Origin of the sequence: Pelosinus fermentans JBW45, from assembly GCF_000271665.2 — a bacterium.
Taxonomy (GTDB): Bacteria; Bacillota; Negativicutes; order DSM-13327; family DSM-13327; genus Pelosinus; species Pelosinus baikalensis.
Genome location: NZ_CP010978.1, coordinates 494651 through 515164, shown reverse-complemented (window position 1 = coordinate 515164; position 20514 = coordinate 494651). Strand labels below are relative to the sequence as shown.

19 protein-coding genes, 1 tRNA gene and 1 riboswitch are annotated in these 20514 nt (G+C 38.7%); of the genes, 6 read left to right on the top strand and 14 right to left on the bottom strand.

All coding sequences use genetic code 11. The features are described 5' to 3' along the window. Positions 1–35 precede the first annotated feature (35 nt). Both JBW_RS02005 and JBW_RS02000 read right to left on the bottom strand, forming a co-directional pair. On the bottom strand, positions 36–389 hold the full coding sequence (locus JBW_RS02005) for a response regulator (protein WP_007958560.1): 354 nt from the start codon (positions 387–389) through the stop codon (positions 36–38). Between the two features lie 150 nt (positions 390–539). Further along, a riboswitch (cyclic di-GMP riboswitch) is annotated at positions 540–627 on the bottom strand. A 251-nt stretch (positions 628–878) separates the two neighbouring features. Further along, entirely contained in the window at positions 879–1097 is a 219-nt protein-coding gene (locus JBW_RS02000; RefSeq protein ID WP_007958559.1) for a hypothetical protein, read from the bottom strand. A 321-nt stretch (positions 1098–1418) separates the two neighbouring features. Between JBW_RS02000 and JBW_RS01995 the strand changes: the two genes are divergently transcribed. Both JBW_RS01995 and JBW_RS01990 read left to right on the top strand, forming a co-directional pair. Then, positions 1419–2477 (top strand): PocR ligand-binding domain-containing protein, encoded by a 1059-nt coding sequence (locus JBW_RS01995; protein ID WP_007958557.1) that lies wholly within the window; start codon positions 1419–1421, stop codon positions 2475–2477. Between the two features lie 24 nt (positions 2478–2501). Then, positions 2502–2945 carry a chemotaxis protein CheW gene (locus tag JBW_RS01990; RefSeq protein ID WP_007958556.1) on the top strand — a complete coding sequence of 148 codons (444 nt, stop codon included), beginning with the start codon at positions 2502–2504 and terminating at the stop codon, positions 2943–2945. Between the two features lie 277 nt (positions 2946–3222). On the opposite strand, the gene JBW_RS01985 is transcribed toward JBW_RS01990, so the two are convergent. Further along, positions 3223–3298 (bottom strand) — tRNA-Thr (locus JBW_RS01985). 143 nt (positions 3299–3441) lie between these two features. Between JBW_RS01985 and JBW_RS01980 the strand changes: the two genes are divergently transcribed. The 3 genes from JBW_RS01980 (at position 3442) to JBW_RS01970 (ending at position 8023) form a co-directional block, all read left to right on the top strand. Continuing rightward, positions 3442–4836, top strand: coding sequence for a 6-phospho-beta-glucosidase (locus JBW_RS01980; RefSeq protein WP_007958553.1), 1395 nt, complete (start codon positions 3442–3444; stop codon positions 4834–4836). A 73-nt stretch (positions 4837–4909) separates the two neighbouring features. After that, positions 4910–6751, top strand: a complete 1842-nt coding sequence (locus tag JBW_RS01975) for a beta-glucoside-specific PTS transporter subunit IIABC (protein WP_007958551.1) — start codon at positions 4910–4912, stop codon at positions 6749–6751. 99 nt (positions 6752–6850) lie between these two features. Beyond that, positions 6851–8023, top strand: a complete 1173-nt coding sequence (locus JBW_RS01970) for a mandelate racemase/muconate lactonizing enzyme family protein (protein ID WP_007958549.1) — start codon at positions 6851–6853, stop codon at positions 8021–8023. Positions 8024–8139: 116 nt separating this feature from the next. Here the strand turns inward: JBW_RS01970 and JBW_RS01965 are convergent, their stop codons facing one another. The 11 genes from JBW_RS01965 to JBW_RS01915 form a co-directional block, all read right to left on the bottom strand. Further along, positions 8140–9123, bottom strand: coding sequence for a LacI family DNA-binding transcriptional regulator (locus JBW_RS01965; RefSeq protein WP_235334122.1), 984 nt, complete (start codon positions 9121–9123; stop codon positions 8140–8142). 17 nt (positions 9124–9140) lie between these two features. Beyond that, positions 9141–10004, bottom strand: a complete 864-nt coding sequence (locus JBW_RS01960) for an MBL fold metallo-hydrolase (protein ID WP_007958545.1) — start codon at positions 10002–10004, stop codon at positions 9141–9143. An 8-nt stretch (positions 10005–10012) separates the two neighbouring features. Beyond that, on the bottom strand, positions 10013–11374 hold the full coding sequence (gene brnQ / locus JBW_RS01955; protein ID WP_007958544.1) for a branched-chain amino acid transport system II carrier protein: 1362 nt from the start codon (positions 11372–11374) through the stop codon (positions 10013–10015). 158 nt (positions 11375–11532) lie between these two features. Beyond that, the gene (locus tag JBW_RS01950; RefSeq protein WP_007958529.1) at positions 11533–12255 is read right to left on the bottom strand and encodes a DUF554 domain-containing protein; all 723 of its coding nucleotides are present in this window, start codon (positions 12253–12255) and stop codon (positions 11533–11535) included. Positions 12256–12546: 291 nt separating this feature from the next. After that, positions 12547–12882 (bottom strand): hypothetical protein, encoded by a 336-nt coding sequence (locus tag JBW_RS01945; RefSeq protein ID WP_007958525.1) that lies wholly within the window; start codon positions 12880–12882, stop codon positions 12547–12549. Between the two features lie 493 nt (positions 12883–13375). Beyond that, positions 13376–14920, bottom strand: coding sequence for an IS1182 family transposase (locus JBW_RS01940; protein WP_144408417.1), 1545 nt, complete (start codon positions 14918–14920; stop codon positions 13376–13378). 170 nt (positions 14921–15090) lie between these two features. Beyond that, positions 15091–16143: a M48 family metallopeptidase gene (locus JBW_RS01935; protein ID WP_007961490.1), complete on the bottom strand. Its 1053-nt coding sequence runs from the start codon at positions 16141–16143 to the stop codon at positions 15091–15093. A gap of 96 nt (positions 16144–16239) precedes the next feature. Beyond that, positions 16240–16887 (bottom strand): ABC transporter permease, encoded by a 648-nt coding sequence (locus tag JBW_RS01930; RefSeq protein ID WP_007961488.1) that lies wholly within the window; start codon positions 16885–16887, stop codon positions 16240–16242. A gap of 18 nt (positions 16888–16905) precedes the next feature. Next, positions 16906–17883, bottom strand: a complete 978-nt coding sequence (locus JBW_RS01925) for an ABC transporter ATP-binding protein (protein WP_007961487.1) — start codon at positions 17881–17883, stop codon at positions 16906–16908. 49 nt (positions 17884–17932) lie between these two features. Beyond that, on the bottom strand, positions 17933–18853 hold the full coding sequence (locus JBW_RS01920) for a glycine betaine ABC transporter substrate-binding protein (RefSeq protein ID WP_007961486.1): 921 nt from the start codon (positions 18851–18853) through the stop codon (positions 17933–17935). 19 nt (positions 18854–18872) lie between these two features. Next, positions 18873–19511 carry an ABC transporter permease gene (locus JBW_RS01915; protein ID WP_007961485.1) on the bottom strand — a complete coding sequence of 213 codons (639 nt, stop codon included), beginning with the start codon at positions 19509–19511 and terminating at the stop codon, positions 18873–18875. A 365-nt stretch (positions 19512–19876) separates the two neighbouring features. On the opposite strand from JBW_RS01915, the gene JBW_RS01910 reads away from it, so the two are divergent. Further along, a complete protein-coding gene (locus JBW_RS01910) occupies positions 19877–20512 on the top strand; it encodes a helix-turn-helix transcriptional regulator (protein ID WP_327078736.1) in 636 nt (211 codons plus the stop codon). The last annotated feature ends 2 nt before the right edge of the window (positions 20513–20514 follow it).

The window sequence follows — 20514 nt, the reverse complement described above, 5'->3', positions numbered from 1 at the left end:
TCTGCGGCAATGCATCGTTTCTACACATATTTCTGCTATTTGAAGGCACTCAGCCCTCGAAGGACTTGTTCTTGAACAAATGGCTTTACGATAAATCCGTTAGCACCAGATAATATTGTTTCTTTTACTGTAGATTCATTACCTAACGCTGTTATCATAACGACTTTTGCACTGGGATCAATTTTTTTTATTGCCTTCAATGCCGTTAAACCATCCATTTGCGGCATTGTTATATCCATTGTAATCAAGTCAGGTTGAAGCAATTTATATTTTAGGATTCCTTCTAGACCGTTTTCGGCTTCGCCTACTACCTCATAACCATTTTGTTCCAAAATCATTTTAAGTGTTCTCCGAATAAAAAGGGCATCATCAACAATAAGTACTCTCATCTTCTCATCCTTTCATCCCTAAGTATTTACTTGCAATCCCGTTTTGATCTGACCCTAATGACTATCATTTTAAAGTGCATCATATTACCCATCAAAACACAAAAAAAAGGCCAGGGGTAGCCTGACCTTGGACATGCCAGTATACACTAGCATGGCGGCCTGGCGATCTTGGTCGTTATTCGACTGTAGACCCATAGCTTTGCGTCCCTAACTTTCGATAGGTTTGCCAACATTGTTATATTTTGTCTGTATTTGTAATATTAAATCATATTATATGCTTCTTCCAGCACTTCGTCAATGTCTTTTTAGGACCATAGTCGGAACTATCAGGGACTTACGTCATCACATTATTTTTTAACTAAGATTTGATTAAGGCTTTGTTATTTTTTGTATAAAAGAAAAACGTCCGAATGATGCTTCCTTTATAGTAGACAGTTGAAACAATAATACTGTTTCTATAAAGGGGGCATATCATTCGGACGGTTTAAATTATGTCCAACGGCCATTCAGGTTCTTTGAGAGCAAATTCTCTCCTTTATCACGATATTCCTCTATTCCGCCTTCTAGGTGTGTTTCGGTATACTGGATGGGATTTTCAACTAATCCGGAACGTTTCAGTTCTTGGAATAATTTTAATCGATCCTCGTCAGATAGTTTTTGAACAAATTTATTGATCTCTGCCCATTTATCTATGTGATTTTCAGCCATATTGTACCTCCTTCGAATGTTAGCCTTACTTTATTATGTCCCTATTTTTATAATTTAAAAATGATTCCTACTTATATCGAAAAACCGCCTACATCTTGTCTGCTTTCATTTTAGAAAAAAGTCGTCAACTTATTAGGTAGACGACTCTTGTTTACATTCCACGTATACCCCATGCCACTAGCATTTATGCTCTAAATCGCATGTCGTTTTTTGTAATTTTTTCTACTTTTTAAAGGTATTTTGTCTTTTTATGTAGAACGGATTATGAAATAGTTAGAATATTTTAAACTATTGTTAAATTATACTTAGGAGGGTTCTATTATGTCTCAATATCAAAAAAGTGACGTAAAAAGTACAGGCAATCACGTAGATTTGAGTGCAATTAAGTTAGCAGATGTTATTGATCTTGAGTTCTTACAATCTTTTCAAGATGACTTTGCCAAAAGTGTTGGTTTGGCAAGTGTCACCGTTGATCCCGATGGAAATCCTATTACAAAACCTAGTAGTTATACTCGCTTTTGTAACTGTACGCATTCAACAGAATCCGGTGACAATCGTTGTGCAGAGTCACATAGAAAAGGCGGCGAAGAGGCATCCAGGACAGGGAAGCCTGTTATTTATGAATGTCATGCTGGCCTGATAGATTTTGCAGCTCCGATTATGTTAGAAGGACGACAGATTGGTACTATTTTAGGCGGACAAGTCTTAACGGATGTTGCAGTTGATGCGAAATATCGTAAAATTGCCAAAGAAATTGGTGTGGATGAAGAAGCCTATGTAAATGCGGTACAAGAAATTCGAAAATTATCGAGAGAAAGCATAGAATCAGCGGCGAACGTATTGTTTACTGTGGCTAATAGTATGTCGAAAACTGCCTATCAACAACGAAAGTTAAGAACAGCCTCCGATACACTTAATGATGGATTAAATCAGGTATCTGCAACTATGGAAGAATTAGCAGCTTCCGCAACAGATATTAGTGCTAATCAGGCGCGTCTAAATGCTGAGATAACAAATGTAAATACGGTAACTGGAAAAATTGATGAGGTAATGGATTTCATTAAAGATATTGCTGATGAAACTCGATTATTGGGTTTAAATGCTGCAATCGAGGCAGCAAGAGCTGGAGAAGCCGGACTAGGATTTGGTGTCGTAGCCCAGGAGATTAGAAAACTTTCCGCTGACTCAAAAGAAACAGTAGGTAAAATAAGAGATTTAACATCCATTATAAAAGAATCCGTAGATAAAACCGTACGTATGGGAAATGAAACGACTTCTACAATTGAACAGCAGGCTGCTGCCATCGAAGAAGTGACCGCAAGTGTACAAGAAATTACAAGTCTTACAGCAGAATTAAACGATCTTGCAAATAGTAAGTAAAATTCACAAAAGGAGGCAATATATGTGAGCGTCCAATTAGTTGTTTTTGCGTTAGGCACAGATGAATATGGTATTGATATCTCAACTATAAATGGCATTTTACGAGCGAAGAAATTTAAAATACAATCATTGCCTGATACGGATAAGTCAATAGAAGGTATTATAAACTTACGAGGACAAATAAATTATATATTCAATTTAAGAACAAAGTTTAATTTGGTAAAAAAAGAATTTCTAGAAGAAAGTAAATTTATTATGTTAAATGTTAATGGATCTACAACTGGCTGTATAGTGGATGAAGTAACAGATATTGTTAAATTAGATGATCAGGACATCCAGTTGGCACCTGAGTTTATCAACACCTGTAGCTCTAGTTACATTACAGGTATTGGTAAGCTTGAGGATCGAATGATTATAATTTTGGATCCTCAAAAAATATTTGCTAAAGAAATTAATCTGATCGAATAATTCTGTTAATCTTAGCCGTAACCATGTCGGCTACATCAATCGTCAGACATAAGATAGTACATATTTATAAAGACGCTGATAATATATATAAATATTTCGCCTTGGAAATATTCTATAGCGTCCCCAAAAACCTTAAGCTAAAAAAATAGCACCTTGAAGAACCCAACCAAATAACAAAAAAGCAGACAAGTAATCTTGTCTGCTTTCATTTTATAACCAATTGCACCACTAGAACCCGCTCATTTTTAACTCCACGCTGTGCAACCACTGATTTCACTGGAGCCGATATGCAGATTCGAACTGCAGACCTACTCATTACGAATGAGTTGCTCTACCAACTGAGCTATACCGGCAATCTACCTCTATTATTTTATCTCAATACAACCTCATAGTCAAGAAATTCAAAAGTCATTTTAAAGTTCTCCTTGACATGGGAATGTTCCCATAAAATAAGATAATGTTATCTTAAAAAACATAAATTAGGAGGTAGAAATGTATGTCAAGAAATGCATTAAAAGTAGTTACTATCGGTGGAGGCTCTAGTTATACTCCGGAATTAATAGAAGGCTATATTAAACGTAGTGACCAATTGCCCATCAAAGAAATCTGGCTGGTTGATATTTTAGAAGGAAAAGAAAAACTGGAAATAGTTGGAGAATTGGCTAGGAGAATGGTGAAAGCTGCTAACTTGGATTGGGATATCCATTTGACAATAGATAGACGTGAAGCGCTGAAAGATGCTGATTTTGTATCTACGCAGTTTAGAGTGGGGTTTTTACAATCACGTATAAAAGATGAAAGAATACCTAATTATTATGGAATAATTGGACAAGAGACTAATGGTGCTGGTGGTATATTTAAGGCTTTTAGATCGATTCCAGTAATTCTTGATATAGTTAAAGATATGAAGGAATTATGTCCAGATGCTTGGTTGGTTAACTTTACTAACCCAAGTGGGATGCTTACAGAAGCAATTGTTTCATATGGACATTGGAATAAAGTCATCGGTTTATGTAATGTACCAGTTATGGCAATGATTAGTGAGCCAAAATTGATTGATAAAACTTTAGATGAACTTACGTATAAATTTGCAGGGCTCGATCATTTCCATTGGCATCGTGTTTGGGATAATACCGGTAAAGAAATGACAATGGAAATCATCAACAAAATGTATGAAGGTGAAGATGCCGGATTACCCAAAAATATTTTTAATGTTCCATTCTTTAAAGACCAATTAAGTCAAATGAAAATGATTCCATGCGGTTACCATAGATACTATTATCGTCAGGAAGAAATGCTGAAACATGGCTTAGAAGAGTATGAAAGTGAAAAAGGTACACGCGGGCAGCAGGTTATGAAGATTGAAAAAGAGCTGTTTGAATTGTATAAAGATTCTAAACTGGATTATAAGCCTAAGCAGTTGGCAGAACGAGGCGGCGCACATTATTCTGATGCAGCTTGTGAAGCTATTGCGTCTGTTTATGGTAACAAGAAAACACAAATGGTTGTATCTACCGTAAATAATGGTGCTGTTCCGGATTTGCCTAGCGAGCAGGTAGTGGAAGTTTCTTCACAAATTGGTGCATCTGGTGCTGTTCCAATGGTCTTTGGTCCTTTTGCACCGGCAGAACGAGGCTGGTTGCAAGTGATGAAGAATATGGAATTGGTAACAGTTCAAGCGGCGGTAACTGGTGATTATGGTTTAGCTTTACAAGCATTTATATTAAATCCCCTTATTCCGAGTGGGCAAAAAGCTAAGGATTTACTAGATGAAATGTTAGTAGCAAATAAAAAACATTTACCACAGTTTGCTGAAAAAATCAAGGAATTGGAAGCTACTGGTGTAAAGGTACATGATAAGATAGCTGCAAATATCGATGATACGATTTAATTTGTAATTAAATCATTAGTGTATTTATGACAACTGAGAGCGACAATCTAAAAAACAGGAAGAAGGGGTTATTTTGAAACAAGAAAATATCTCTAATCTAATCATAGAAAATGTTGGCGGTACTGAAAATGTTGTAAACCTATATCATTGTATGACTAGATTGAGATTTATTTTAAAAGATAAAAAAAAATTTAATACGGAAGCATTAAAGGATATACCTGGTGTTATAAATACAGTACAATCTGGAGCAGAGTCACAAATTATTATTGGTGCAGAAGTTGATAAATATTATAATGATTTATTAAAACATGGATTGGAAAATTTTAGTGATTTGTCAAGTGACCAAGAAAAACAAAAATTCAATATTAGAGATTTATTTCAAAAAGGCTTGAACACACTGGCTGGAATTATGGCGCCTATTTTACCTATTTTGATTGCCGGTGGTATGGTAAAAGTTGTGCTTGCATTGCTGGTGCTCTCGGGAATGAGTCGTGATTCGCAAAATTATAAAATACTTTATTTTATTTCGGATGCTACTTTTTATTTTTTACCATTTTTCATAGCCAATAGTTTTGCAACAAAGATTAAGTCCAATAATTATATGGCAATGGTTATAGCAGGGATAATGCTTCATCCTAATTTTATGAGCATGGTCAGTGCTGGTAAAGCAGTTTCTTTCTTTGATTTGCCTGTGCGCTTAGTATCATATAGTGCAACCGTTATTCCTATTATTTTTGCCGTTTGGTTTATGAGTTATGTGGAAAAGGTTGTGGAAAAATACACGCCTAAATTAATCAAGACGATGTTTAGACCATTATTAACCCTTTTGATAACAGCACCAGTAGTTTTGATTGTAATTGGGCCTTTAGGTGGATATTTAGGTGAAGGTCTTTACTATGTTATACAAATACTCAATGAAAATGTTCCTTGGGCTGTACCGACGTTGATGGGAGCCTTTTCACCGTTACTGGTAATGGCTGGTATGCATTTATCGATAACACCGTTTGCCATCTTGTCAGTATCTAAATTTGGCTATGAAACACTCATGGGCCCGGGAATGCTTGGTAGCAATATTGCACAAGGCGGTGCTTCACTAGCAATAGCATTTAAAGAAAAGCGAATAGAAAAACGTGAAGTGGCCATTTCATCAGGGATTACAGCTTTATCAGGAATAACGGAACCGGCACTTTATGGTGTAACGGTAAAATATAAAAGAGCGTTGCTCTGTGTTATGGTTTCAGGGGCTATCGCTGGCCTTTATGCCGGTATAACAGGTGTAGTAAGATATGCCATTGCTTCAGCAAGCTTTTTGTCTTTACCAGTTTTTATTGGTGACAATCCTAATAATATAATCAATGCAGTTATTACAGCCATGATAGCATTAGTACTTTCTTTTGTATTGACTTATGCGTTTGTTCCAGTAGAAAGTGCTGCAGCAGAAACAAAAAAAGAAGTAGAAAACGGTAAAGAAGAAATTAAAAATGTAGTAGCAGGTACATTGCTTGCATTGCAAGATGTTAATGATGAAGCCTTTTCATCAGGTGCTCTGGGGGGCGGGGCAGCGATAATACCACAGGAAGGGGCAATACATTCTCCTGTTGATGGTGTAGTATCAATGGTATATCCTACTGGTCATGCGATTGGGATAACTACTAAAAGTGGAAAAGAAATATTGATTCATATTGGTATAGATACTGTAAAGCTGGAAGGAGAAGGATTTAAGTCACATATAAAAAATGGAATGGAAGTCAAAAAAGGTGATTTGTTGATTAATGTTGATTTAGATCTACTTAAAGAAAAAGGCTATGATACGACTGTAATCATTGTCATATTGAATCGTGTAATGGATAATATGATAATCACAAAAAAAGAGAGGTTGACGATCAGTGATACATTGCTAGAAATTATTGATTAAAGCGAAAGTAGTCCCAATTGTAGATTAGTATTATATTTTGTTATTACAAATTATATAACCATAGTTTTAGTACAACTATTATGTTAAGGAGGATTATTTATGAAGATTACTGATGTAGAAATATTCTGTGCTGATTTTGATAAAACAGCACCAAATGAACCGATTTTTATAAAAATAAATACTGATGAAGGGATAAGTGGTTTTGGTGAAGCTGGTGTAGCCTATGGTAATGCCAAACTGGGAGCTATCGGGCAAGTCCAAGATTTTGCTAAATTGATTATAGGTGAAAATCCCTTCTGTATAGAAAAAATTTGGGATCGTTTATACAGAGATACTTTCTGGGGACAAGGCGGTGGTACAGTAACTTTTGCGGCTATAAGTGCAATTGATATCGCTCTTTGGGATATCAAGGGTAAGGCATTAGGCGTTCCTGTTTATGAACTGTTAGGTGGAAAAACGCGTGATAAAATAAGAGCATATGCCAGTCAGATTCAGTTTGATTGGGGGAAGAATGCTATTCCTCTCGGTGGTATAGAAGAATATGGCTTAGCTGCTCAGAAAGCTGTTGCGGACGGTTATACAGCAATTAAAGTCGATCCATTGCAGCGTGACAAAAATGGCAATAAAAATCATAGAAATGATGGGCTTTTAACGTTTGATAGGTTAAAACTGTGTCGTGATAGATTAGTAGCAATAAGAAAAGCTGTTGGAGATAAAGTAGATATCATTTTGGAATTGCATGCCAAGACAGATATTAATTCAGCATTTCAGATTAGCAAGATGATCGAAGACTTAAATATCTATTATATGGAAGAAGCCTGCGGTTCTTTGAATCCACAATTAACTAAAGAATTGAAAAACAAAGTAAATGTTCCCTTAGCTGCTGGTGAGAGGATTTATTCGCGTTATGGATTTAAGCCTTTTTTAGAAAGTCGTTCTTTGGATGTAATTCAACCAGATCTTGCTACTTGCGGCGGAATATCTGAGTGTAAAAAAATATGTGATATGGCTAGAATATATGATGTTTTAGTGCAACCGCATGTATGTGGCGGACCTATTTCCTGTGCAGCGGCAATACAAATAGAAGCAGTAATTCCTAATTTTTGCATCCATGAACACCATATAGGTAATTTAAGTGATTTTACAAGAAGTTTGGGTGTTTATGATGATCAGCCTGTTAATGGCTATATTATAGTGTCGGATCGACCGGGGCTAGGTCAGGAAATTCCTGCTGATATTTTGGCGAAATGTAGCAAAATAAAGATAGTCTAATATATAATTATGATAAAAAAGGCAGTTTTCCTTGTATATAAGATACAGAGAGAACTGCCTTTTATGCGCGTTTATAAATATTTTATAGTAAAGACAACGGGAACTGATATTTTTTGTTAGCAAGTTTCTCTAAATACCAATTTGGGATTGATTTTCTTGTATTGAAGGTTTGTATTATTTAATTTATTATAGATATAGTAAAATGAATTGATTGCTTGTTTTTCAAGAAATGTATCTACTGTGGATATATTCATTAAACGTCCGAAATTGCTATTATCAAAACCAAAGATAGCACAATCTTTAGGTAGTTGATAGCCGTTTTCTTTAAGTATAGAAATGAATTCAGTAGCGACATAATCAGAATATACTACAACTATTTTGGGGGCTGCTTTTCCGGCGGCAATCCATTTATGGGCGGCATCAATGCCAGCATCTTTTTGCTCATTATAAAATAATCTCCATTCATTATTCATGGAATGAGTTTTTTCAAAGGTTTGTATTGCTTCTAAACGAGCTTGGGTATTAGAGTTTTTTTCACAATTTAAAATGTGACCGACAAAGCGTGCTCCTTTGGCATAGATATATTCTAAGATTTGCATGTATATGGGGAAATGATCAATATATGATGAATATATCTTATCAGATTCGATTCGGCGCCAAGTTGCAATGGGACCAAACTTTGTATATGGAATGATTTTATCCCAATCATTTATTTTTGCTAACAAAAATAATCCATCTAGAGAACGTGTCATTAATAGATTAAGAGCCGCCAATTCATCTTGGGGATTTCCTGTGAAATATATGTTTACACGATAGTTATATGACTTGGCGGTATTGACAAAATAATTTATAAAATCTCCGACTGTAGGATAATAATCATTTACTAAAAATCCTATGGTATTAGTGCGTTGATACTTCATCTGGCGAGCAATTTGGTTCGGGATATAGTTCAATTCGTTTATTGCATCTAAAATACGAGAACGAGTTTCTGCACTGACATAACCATGGTCACTAATAACTCTAGAAACAGTAGATTTAGAGGTCTTTGCTAACTTTGCTATATCAAATATAGTTGCCAATGAATCACTTTCTTTCCCCAATTATTTATGCACCCAGCTCAAAGAACTTCTTCTCGCAGCACCGTTTTTATCATGCTCCTTGCATTTAACAGAAACGCCTGAGCTGGCTGCTCTAACCTGCTCTGCTCATCTCGAAACACTTTTTCATATTCAGTTAAAATCTGCTCTTCATCATATCCCTGGCTGGCGAGACGAAGTATAAACTCCTTGGTTTCCTTCACAGCCAAGAGACAATTTTCCCAGTAGCTTAGCTTGTCGCTTTCATTCACCAGGCCGAAATGAGGTGAAATGATGAATTGAGGATTTAGTTTTTGGCATCTATGGATTGAATCGACTGCTTCAGAACAGCTGGTTAAAAAAGCAGGATAAAATTTTCCCGATTTGCTCATATAACCTGTTGATTCACTAGGAAATAGGGTGTCATTATCAATTAAAAATGATAATGAACATTTTGTATGACCTCGTGTCTCAATTACCTTAATGCTCAGACTTCCTAGATTCAGCACATCTCCGTCACAAATGATCCGATCTACTTTCATCATTGCATCATCATAGTCCACTATCGAATCTGCACCATAAATTTGAGCCGCTTGCATGCTAAGACTTCGAATTAGCTTTAAAGCGTTTGGCTTATTTAAAATCTGTTTTGCATATTCTGCCCCTAATACCTTACTATTAGACCATTGTGCTTTTAAATACGGAATGGCACCGATATGGTCATAATGAGAATGACTGATACAAATATAATCTAACGTTCTTTTACATAGTACGTGCTTAATATTCTTAATGAGATTTGACGCACAATAGGCCATGCCACAATCAATTAATGCCGTTTTTTCCGCTCCCAATAGTAAAAAAGCATTACCACCTTTTCCGCCTGTAACATCTATAATTCTATCCATTACTCTTTTTATACCTTCCTTGTATTTACCGGGCCATAAAAACAGCTAATAATCCCTCCCACCCCTAAGCCAACCACCAGCGGTATAATCCACCCCATTCCAATATCAAAGAATGGCAGAAAATTTCGATAGATGATAAGAAACCCCTGAACACTCTCTTGATTCTTAACACTTTCCGGCATTGCATTGATCCCATCGGCAATACTGACCAACAAGGTACATAGAGTTGTCATCATATATACAATCTGCCGGTCTTTAAAAAGTGGCGATAATAACGCCAAGAGTATTAGTGTGATGGCTAATGGGTATAAAAACATTAATACCGGAATGGATAAAGAAATAATTTGTGTCAATCCAATGTTTGCAATCAGACAAGAAAAAATGGTAAATAACACTACATAGGATTTATAACTAAGAGAAGCAGGAAATAGTTCCTGAAAGGTTTCCGAGCAGGCAGTGATTAACCCGATAGCCGTTTTTAAGCAAGCAAGGGTTACAATAATTGCTAACAGAATGCTTCCCAAGGATCCAAAATAATAATTGGCAATTTGCGCTAATGCAATCCCGCCATTTTCTGACAGATTATATTGACCAATACTTGTTGCTCCGATATAAGCCAGACAGCCATAGATTAATCCCATCAAAAGAACGCTTACACTTCCTGCTTTAATCGTACCAATCGCAATATTACGGGGGCTTTGAACCCCAAGCCCTTTAATTGTTTGAACAACAATAATGCCAAAAGCCAGGGAGGCCAATGCGTCCATAGTATTATACCCTTCGGTGAATCCTTTGAAAAAAGGATCTACAGCATAGATTCCATGGATTGCAGCATCAGAGATACTACCCATTGGCTTTAAAAAACTCACGATTACTAAAAAAGCCAAAAAAACCAAGAACAAAGGATTTAAAATCTTCCCTACCCAAGTTAAAATTTTACTCGGCTTCAACGAAAAAAGCAAAGCAACGAAGAAGAATAGGATGGTAAAAATAGCTAACCCTACTGCATGATATTCATTTGCAATATAGGGTGCCAGCCCAATTTCATATGAAACGGTCCCGGTTCTGGGAAGTGCAAAAAAAGGACCGATGGTTAAATATAATAAGACCGTCATAATGTATCCATAAATAGGATGGACACGACTGGCTAAATCAAATAGTCCACTGCTTTTTGAGACGCCAATGGCTACAACCCCTAAGAAAGGCAACCCTATCCCTGTCACGAGAAACCCGATGGTTGCACTCACAACATTACTACCAGCTTCTTGTCCCATATGTACAGGGAAAATCAAATTACCGGCACCAAAAAATAACCCAAACAACATGGAACCAATCAATATATAGGATGATAACGTCAAACGTTTATCCATACACTCACTCCTATTTTCTAAATTATATCTTTATCCTGCCGCGTCTTAGGCTAACACATTATTGAAGTATATAACGTTTCGAAAAAATTATCAATTACATAAGATATTTCTTCAATGTTATGTCAGCGAATGCCTTGCTGAGCCCAGTACTCAATGCGTTAAAATTTGCAATACGTGATCCAAATCCAAGACAATGGCATAACAATCACCATGGCAGGCAGCATATTCGCAATGGGGAAGGATTTGATTCCACAAATGCGAAACCCGGTAGCCAGCATAAGAATACCGCCACATGCAGTAAAATCAGCAAGCATCACTGGTGTTGTTAATGACATGATGAAGGATGCAGCCAAAAACAAAATCAGAAGTACGATAAATTGTGGGATAAAGATTGCAGCAACCATATAACCTAAGGCTGCAGCAAAAATTCCTGCTGTAAAGAAATCAAGAATCGACTTCGCTAATAAAATCGTATGATCACCCGTCATTCCCGATTGCAAAGCACCAAATACCCCTGTACCACTTGCACAAAACAGAATTACAATACCAACAAACTGATCCAAAAATTCTTTTTGATTCTCTACTCCTGCTTTACTGGAAAACAGTTTTTCTACAGGTCCTCTAGCTTTATTGGCCCAAACTTCAATCCCTCTTTCAAATTGTATCAGTTCCCCAATGGCTGTTCCAACAATGACTGCTAAAATGACAGCCGGCAGGGTATTCATTTGCACGATGCTGGTGATCCCCATGGACATAGAAGCTATACCCAAAATCAAAGGTAAACTGGTTCTAATTCTCTCTGGAACCTTATCCCCTAAAAATGCGCCAATAATTCCTCCAAGTAGTACAGATAAGCTATTAACAATTACACCAATAGGCATTATGAATCTCCTCTCAAGTAAAATATGAAATGGTACTGTGCCATCAAACATCGTTTGCAAGAGATTCCTTGGATTGCTTCGCGCTGCTCACAATGACAGTTCAATGCTGCTTTTATCCTTTACTCTTACCGGTAGCTACAGGTAAGATCAACGTATTAATTTGCCGACCCTATAAATTGTAACCTTCTAGAACCACTATGTGCAAGTATATTTCCTGCAGAATAACAAGTTTACAAGATAAAACAAATAAAGAGTCCCCCAATTGGGCGACTCTTTATTCTATTGCATTTCTTACCGATGTTCGCGATGTTCACGTATTTCCCGCAAGGCTCTTTCATGGCGTTCGATTTCTTTTTGCTGCCTTTTATGCCATGCTTTTCGGCTCTCATGAGGACGTCGTTTCATCTCGTGTTCATGTCGTTCATTTTCAGCCCGTTCTCGCTCATATCTTTCACGTTCCATACGTTCATGGGGATTCGGTCCCGGACCACGTTGATCATATTGCTGCCCTACAGGAGGCAGATTATCATTATGTAGCGGCGACGCCTCGATTATGGATGCACCAAAACCAAGCTGCAGCATGCCTGCAAGGGAATATATCATCATTTTCTTTGTTATGCTTCTCATAAACCATTCCACCTTTATCTATCTTAAATCTTAAAAATGTGTCGTCTCTATGCACTTTTTTAGTAAGCCTTTGAATTTCGTTAGCCTTTACCGCCCCCTCTTCTTTATACGTATCTTAATTATAAACTTCCAATGTGACAACTTTGTAACAACTGTATAACAATTTGTAGATAATTCATTCAAAGATCTCTACATCCGATAAGAAAAGCACTTAGCATCTTAGAAAAATAAAACATTTGAACCACAAAGGCGCTAAGTACACAACGGGTAGTTCATATTTTTTTTTCGCAACTAAGAATTTATCGCTCTATACTTATAATAAAAGGGCGTGTCGCAAAACGTTTTTTGAAAAAACGCAATGCGACACGCCTTTTTTGAGCAAAAAGGAAGGAAAAACAGTAGGAAGAATGAAAAAAAGGAGACAAGAGCCAGTTTATGGACACAACAAAATAGAGGAAGCCTCTTCCCCTAAGAAAAACTCGATATGAATTGGTCAGGATGCTTTTGGAATATGCAAGTAGGTCCCACACCGGTCGCTTTGGATTTTGTTATGGAGCTTGTTTACGTTATACCCCATGCATAGTAATAGAAACTCGGTTTGCACCTTTACGCGGCCCCTCATCAGAAATCGCCGAAATCCCATGTCCTGTTTGAGCACCCCGAAAGCTCCCTCCACCTGAATGGAGCGGTTCATCCGAAGCATAACACCCTCCTCACCCTTGATACGTGCCTGCATTTCTTCACGTTGACGCAAAAAGGTTTTGGATACATACAGGTTCTTGCTTCGTTCTTCGAGGGGAGTCTTGCTCGCTCCCTTGATGCATTGGGCCTTATGCGGACAGCCGGCACAATCTGGACAGGTGTATACGGTTGTCACGATGGGATATCCGGCCTTAGATCGGGTCTTTTTTTCATAAGCTGCCTGGATCGGGCGCCCCATGTGACATAGGTAGCTATCGGTCTTTGCATTGTAGTGCATGTTCTCTCGCTTGCCGATGTCTGCCCTATATTTCTTCGTCTTGGCCTTCTCATAATTCGCGGGCTTTATAAATGCGATTTGGTTGTTTTGCTCGCACCATGTGTAATTTTCCTCACTCTCAAAGCCCGCATCCGCTACGGGTTTTGTATACCCCAGTCCCTTGAGCGTCTCCAACATCGGGATCAACATTTGGCTGTCGCTTCGGTCCTGACCGATCATTGTGGATACTATATATTCCGCGTCCACCGCCAGTATCGCGTTGTAGCCCGGTTTAAGCTGACCATTTTTCATATGATCTTCTTTCATCCGCATGAAGGTGGCGTCTCTGTCCGTCTTGGAAAAGCTGTTGCGTTCTCCAAAGCTATGATTATAGTCATTATACTTTTTCTGCCGAGCAAGGTATTGGTCTACCGTTTGAAGCGCCCGCTGCAGCGAAGTCTTACGCTGTCCTTTGCCGTGAACAAAAACAATACGGCGTTCAGCTTGCAGTGCTTTTAGCCGTTTGCGCAGCTTTTTTAGGTCTTTGGGCTTTATCACCTGGCCGACATAAAAGCGAATCCCAAACTCCGCTGCTAGCGCCGGCAACTCTTCTTTCATCTTCTTCTGCATCTTCTCTTCATTTTTTTGCGTCGATTTCTTCCAGACAAAGCTGTATCGGTTCGCATTGGCCTCCAATTTGGTTCCGTCTATGAAAACGCTTGACAGCGACAGTTCTCCCGCATCGGTCAACAGTTGCACAAGCTGGGCAAACAGATCGTCCACGACCTCTGCCAGCCGTTCGCTGCGAAACCGTGCGATCGTCGCGTGATCTGGTGCTTTTCTCCGGCCTAGCAGATACATGAAGTTGACGTCCCGCCGGCATGCCTGCTCGAGCTTGCGGCTCGAATAGATGCCGTTCATGTATCCATATACAAGTATCTTGAACAGACATTTCGGTGACATCTCGATTCTCCCCATTCGGGAGTACGCAGCGTACAATTTGCTGTAATTCATCCTTTCTAGCACCGCGTTGAGCAACCGCACCGAATCATCTGCCGGAATCATTTCGCCAATGTCCATCGGTATTACTAGTTGATATACATTTGAGTCTACTGTATAATCTAGTTGTAATTTCTTAGATTTCACAAACTTGATTTTACAACAAAAGACGGCTTCCAGCTACTGCTGGTTGCCGTCTTTTGTTTTTTAGGGTTGTCTTAGCGCGACAGCCCCTTTAATGTAACTCACAATTATAATGCTTTAGGATTCCATTCCTTTAACTTGTCAACATGGGAACCAGCCAGATCCATGACACTCATACCATGGAACATAGCGTCCTCAGGAGTAATGGTGAGAATCTGAATGTCATCATAAAATAAAATGACATTTTCCCCGTCATAATCCAAAATATATTTATCCGGATTATAGTTTGTTAACTGGCTGATACGATATAAGGAACCAGCCACAAAATAAGCTCGATACAATGGCTTATAGCCGCCATACTCCGCACTGATCATCGGCAACTGCCAAGCACCATCTACAACCAGCCCCGATGTGCCATCAGGTGCTAATTGAGCCTTTGGATGGATTTTGTCCTTATCCAGGAAGTTTTGCACCAGAGCAATTCGCTCTTTACTCTCAGGATGATCGGAAAACAGATCACTCTGCGAGCCTTTTTCTAAACTGGAAAGTTTCATCAAACCCATTTTCATACTATAGGGATTATAGCCCGCCTTAGAAGAATGAACATATCCCAGATAATCGGCTTCTCTCTCATCAGATCGGCTATAGCCGGCCATAATCGCATTCATGGCTAAATTCTGAAGTATCGCAGCCTTATCGCCAAATACTGCAATGAAACCAATATTGAGCAGTAGATTTTTTTCAATTTGTTTTACCGAATGCCGTTTGACCACATGTCCTATTTCATGTCCGATAACACCAGCTAATTCATCATCAGATGGCATCAGATCCACTAAACCCTTAAATATGTAAATAAACCCGCCAGGTGCTGCCATAGCATTGACATCTTTGGAGTTTAAAACTTTAAATGAATAGGGTAAATCTTTTCGGTCACTAACAGCTACCATGTTCATACCTATTTTAGTTACCCGTTCTTGCAGTGCCGGATCATCCACCACGCCATATTTTTTCTCAAGCTGCTTGCCCACATCACGGCCAATACTGATTTCACTCTTCGTGCTAATCATAGCGGCCTGAGCACACGGTACCCCATAAAGAGTAACAATGCAAACAATTGCAGCAAGAACCACTCCTACGCGAAGTATAATTCTATGTACCATTTGAGCCCTCCAATCGAATACATCATGATGTAGCATCTCATGAATATTCTATCATATCTGGCACAAAATAACTCACAGAAATAATTTCCTAGCCTTCTATGCCGTATCTCCCCTGCACTCGCCCCTGGCCCTTTCTATGGCTTTTGTCTCAAATGACAATAAAATATGATTGGCCAGGTATGCCAAAAGAGAGGATAAAATCGTCCCCCAGAGAATCTTCGGCAAATAATTCATCCGTAACCCATCAAACAGCAGGACGCCTAATCCCCCTGCATGAATCACGGCTGCAATAGTTGCAATACCAATGGTAGAAACGGTTGCAATACGAATACCGCCTAAAATAATCGGCAAGGCCAGAGGCAGCTGTATTTTTAAAAACATATACCTGGCACTAAGTCCCATACCATATCCGGCCTCAATAATAGAAGCATCAATCGACTGAAAGCCCGTTACTGTATTCCTGACCAAAATGTATTGATTGTAGATGACTAACACGGCAATAGCAGTCATCTTTCCCAATCCGAATGCCGGAAGCAAAAAAGAAAACAAGGCTAAGCTGGGTATGGAATAAACAACGCCAAAGAAAGATAATATAGCCGTGGACAGCCATTTTGACCTTGCAATTAACAATCCTACTGGTACTGCCAATAAGAGAGAAATCAGCATACTCAAACAAACCAAATACAAATGCTCCAATAGCAGTATCAACATTTGATCATAATATTTTACTAGGTACGTAATCATATTCAGCCACCTTGTTCATTAAGCAGATAAAATTTTACCCTGCCTAGTACTAACTTTAAGCTGCTCCCATGTGATTTTTCCTACCACGCCTCTTCCACCATCCTCTACCAGTACATGATTTTGGTCATGTTCTAAAAAATACGTCAATATGTTGTGCAAGGATTCTTCTGTACCCACACGAAAAGCACGATCACTGACCTGGGCATCAACAGGCAGCATTACCGATTGTGCCTTTAGTACTTTTAATCGCTGCACAATATCCTGCGTTGCAATCAAGCGAGCAACATATTCATTAGCCGGTTTTGAAATAATCCCATACGGTGTATCAAATTGCTGAATTGTCCCCTCATGCATGATCACCACTTTATCCCCTAGCTTAAATGCTTCGCTAACATCATGAGTCACAAATAATATGGTTTTGTTCAACTTCCTTTGAATGCGAATTAACTCCTCCTGTAAATTCTGCCGCGTGATGGCATCAATCGCACCAAAAGGTTCATCCATTAACATAATGTCCGGATCAGCTGCCATCGCTCTGGCCAAACCGACTCGCTGCTGCTGCCCTCCCGATAATTGTCTTGGATACCGCTTTTTAAAATCCCGGGGCGAAAGGCATACCAGCTCTAAGAGCGCATTCACCCGATTGGCAATTGTATCTGTATCCCATCTTAAAATTTGCGGGATGGCTCCAATATTTTCTTCAACTGTCATATGAGGAAATAAACCAACCTGCTGAATGACATACCCAATTTTACGTCGATACTCTTCTAATTTTAAGTTTTTAATGTGCTCTCCGAAATACAAAATTTCCCCGGATGTTGCCTCATAAATTCGGTTCACCATTTTTAGAAGAGTCGTCTTTCCAGATCCCGAAGTTCCTAAAATAGTAATAAAGCTTCCTTCGCTAATACGCATATTGACCCCTGCTACAGCGTATTGAGACGTATTGGCATACTGCTTACTTACATTACGAAACTCAATTGCAGTTCTAGCCACTTTATTACCTCCTTTTCTCGTTTCCCAAGTCTCGGCACCGCAGTCCAATCTATTTGATTGTATTAAAAAACTCCTTTGCTACCTCATTGTATTCCCGTTTCTTAATATCTACCTCAGCATTTAGAGTAATCACCGCTTTGTTATCCAACTTTGCCGTAACTTTATTCAAGATATCCTTTATCTCAGGGTGTTTCGCCACCACATCCTGCCTGATAACAGGAGCAACGTTATAAGGCGGCCATACATGCTTGTCATCTTCCAATACAACAAATTCATCCTTGCTCAGCTCTCCTTCTGTGGTATACGCTACCGCCAGATCTGCCTTATCATTGTGAAGTACATCATATTTAATACCGTTGTCATACAGCCTGCGATCTTTAAAATCAAAAGAACCATATACCTTGACCAATGCTGGCAGTCCATCTGCTCTCTCATCAAATTGACCTTGGGAAGCAAACCGGATTTGACTTGCATGTTTCTGCAAATCAGAAATCGTACGGATCTGATATTGCTCCGCTGCTCTTTTACTCATCACCAGACCTTGGGAATCATTGGCGGCAGAAGGGTCCAGCCAAATCAATTTGAATTTCTCTTTATATTTAGCAGAAACTTCCTGATAAACTTCTTTCGAATCAAATTTAGGAGCTTCTTTTAATACCGTTAATAAACCTGTGCCCGTGTACTCAGGATAAAAATCAATATCACCATTGATTAGCGAGTTATGAACAATCGCGCTGCCTAGGTTTAACTTGCGCTCAACTTTATAGCCCGCATGTTCCAAGGCCAAGCTATATAACTCACCTAAAATTAGGGATTCTGTAAAATCCTTTGAGCCTACTTTTATCGTCACCTTATTCTCTTTTGCTTGATCTAAACTGGCGGAGTTGCTGCTGCATCCAGCTACAGCCAGTAGTACGGCTGCCATGGATAACAACAAAAGCATTCCGAATCTCGATATCTTTTTAATCATTTTCCACTCTCCTATTGCTTTAATCCCGTTGATACTTCGTAACCATATGCTGCACAGCTGTTAAGGATACCTCTGTCAAAGCGGATAACAATGCTACTGACATCCCTCCAATCAATAATATCCTTGCATCATTCATTCCAATACCAGTAAAGATAAAATCGCCTAGTCCGCCGGCACCGATGTAGGATGCTAATGTGGCACTAGCGATAACCTCCGTAGCAGAGGTCCGCAATCCTGTGAGTATGAGAGGCATTGCTAAAGGAATTTCGATACCAAAAAGAATCTTTTCAGTATTCATCCCCATACCTGCTGCACATTCCAGCACAGAGGGGTCAATGTTTCTAAAACCCGAATACGTATTAATCAATATTGGCGGAATTGCCAGTAACGTAAGTGCGAACAGAGCAGGTACAAAACCCGTACCTAATATGGGCATGGCGATGACAAGTACCGCCAAACTGGGTATAATGCGCAGAATGGTAAAAGCGTTAATCACAGAATAGGATACACTGCCATTTTTTGAACACCAGATTCCTAAAGGTACGGCGACCATGAAACTGACAGCAATCGCAGCCAGACTAATCTCAACGTGTACAATGACAGCTTCATAATATTTATCAATATTGAGTAATAGATATGCAATACTCTCATTTATCATTCTATTTCCCTTTCTCATACAGTATGAATTTCTTGCATTTATCATTCTTTATGGAGCAAGACTATTTTATAGACCGTTTATTTTCCTCCCATTAAAATAAAAAATAAAAAGACCAAGCATATTCCCCCTGTATAAAAGAGAAATCGACTTAGCCTCCAGTACTCCCGGTCACCCCTCAGCGCACTCTGCGCCTCTGCGGTTCGTAATATCTATATTTTTTTACCTATAAAACGTAAACTTTCTAACACCTAATAAAAAAATTTTACTTTATGCATATATAAGCAGGTATTATTGGATCAATGTAGTATACTATATAATATAAATTCCACATATAGTGCGCACTATATAATGTAGAAGGTGATTTTATTATACAACTTACCATACGACAGACTAATATTCTAGAAATAATACAAACCCTCGGTCCAATTACCGGCAATCAAATTGCAGAAAAACTAAACCTCAGCCGGGCTGCTCTTCGTTCTGATTTAGCTATTTTGACGATGTCCAAGCTTGTCAGCGCGAAACCGAAAGTTGGCTATTATTTTACAGGCCGCGACCTGCAGCAGCTAAATACCATGTCTTTTGATGCCATTCTCATTGCCGATACTCTTTCTTCGCCCATTGTGGTAAGAGAAAACAGCACCGTCTATGACGCTATCGTTACCTTATTTACAGAAGACGTGGGAACGATTTTCGTAGTATCCGAAGACAATTTCTTAGAAGGAGCCCTTTCACGAAAAGATCTGTTAAAGGCAGCGATGGGAGGCAAAAATAACAACGATCTTCCCGTCAATATTATCATGACACGAATGCCAAAAATCATCTTAACAACGCCAGAGGAATCGGTGTTGTCAGCCGCTCAGAAGCTTTTATATCACCAAGTAGACGCCCTGCCGGTAGTAAAAATCATAAAAGAAGGTGAAACCACAAAATATCAGGTAGTTGGTCGTTTTACCAAAACCAACATCACACGACTTTTTGTTCAATTGGCAGAAAAATAATC

Coding starts and splice junctions, on each gene's coding strand:
- JBW_RS02005 (WP_007958560.1), bottom strand. CDS start 389: ATGAGAGTACTTATTGTTGATGATGCCCTTTTTATTCGGAGAACACTT.
- JBW_RS02000 (WP_007958559.1), bottom strand. CDS start 1,097: ATGGCTGAAAATCACATAGATAAATGGGCAGAGATCAATAAATTTGTT.
- JBW_RS01995 (WP_007958557.1), top strand. CDS start 1,419: ATGTCTCAATATCAAAAAAGTGACGTAAAAAGTACAGGCAATCACGTA.
- JBW_RS01980 (WP_007958553.1), top strand. CDS start 3,442: ATGTCAAGAAATGCATTAAAAGTAGTTACTATCGGTGGAGGCTCTAGT.
- JBW_RS01970 (WP_007958549.1), top strand. CDS start 6,851: ATGAAGATTACTGATGTAGAAATATTCTGTGCTGATTTTGATAAAACA.
- JBW_RS01960 (WP_007958545.1), bottom strand. CDS start 10,004: ATGGATAGAATTATAGATGTTACAGGCGGAAAAGGTGGTAATGCTTTT.
- brnQ (WP_007958544.1), bottom strand. CDS start 11,374: ATGGATAAACGTTTGACGTTATCATCCTATATATTGATTGGTTCCATG.
- JBW_RS01950 (WP_007958529.1), bottom strand. CDS start 12,255: ATGCCTATTGGTGTAATTGTTAATAGCTTATCTGTACTACTTGGAGGA.
- JBW_RS01945 (WP_007958525.1), bottom strand. CDS start 12,882: ATGAGAAGCATAACAAAGAAAATGATGATATATTCCCTTGCAGGCATG.
- JBW_RS01940 (WP_144408417.1), bottom strand. CDS start 14,920: ATGGACATTGGCGAAATGATTCCGGCAGATGATTCGGTGCGGTTGCTC.
- JBW_RS01935 (WP_007961490.1), bottom strand. CDS start 16,143: ATGGTACATAGAATTATACTTCGCGTAGGAGTGGTTCTTGCTGCAATT.
- JBW_RS01930 (WP_007961488.1), bottom strand. CDS start 16,887: ATGATTACGTACCTAGTAAAATATTATGATCAAATGTTGATACTGCTA.
- JBW_RS01920 (WP_007961486.1), bottom strand. CDS start 18,853: ATGATTAAAAAGATATCGAGATTCGGAATGCTTTTGTTGTTATCCATG.
- JBW_RS01915 (WP_007961485.1), bottom strand. CDS start 19,511: ATGATAAATGAGAGTATTGCATATCTATTACTCAATATTGATAAATAT.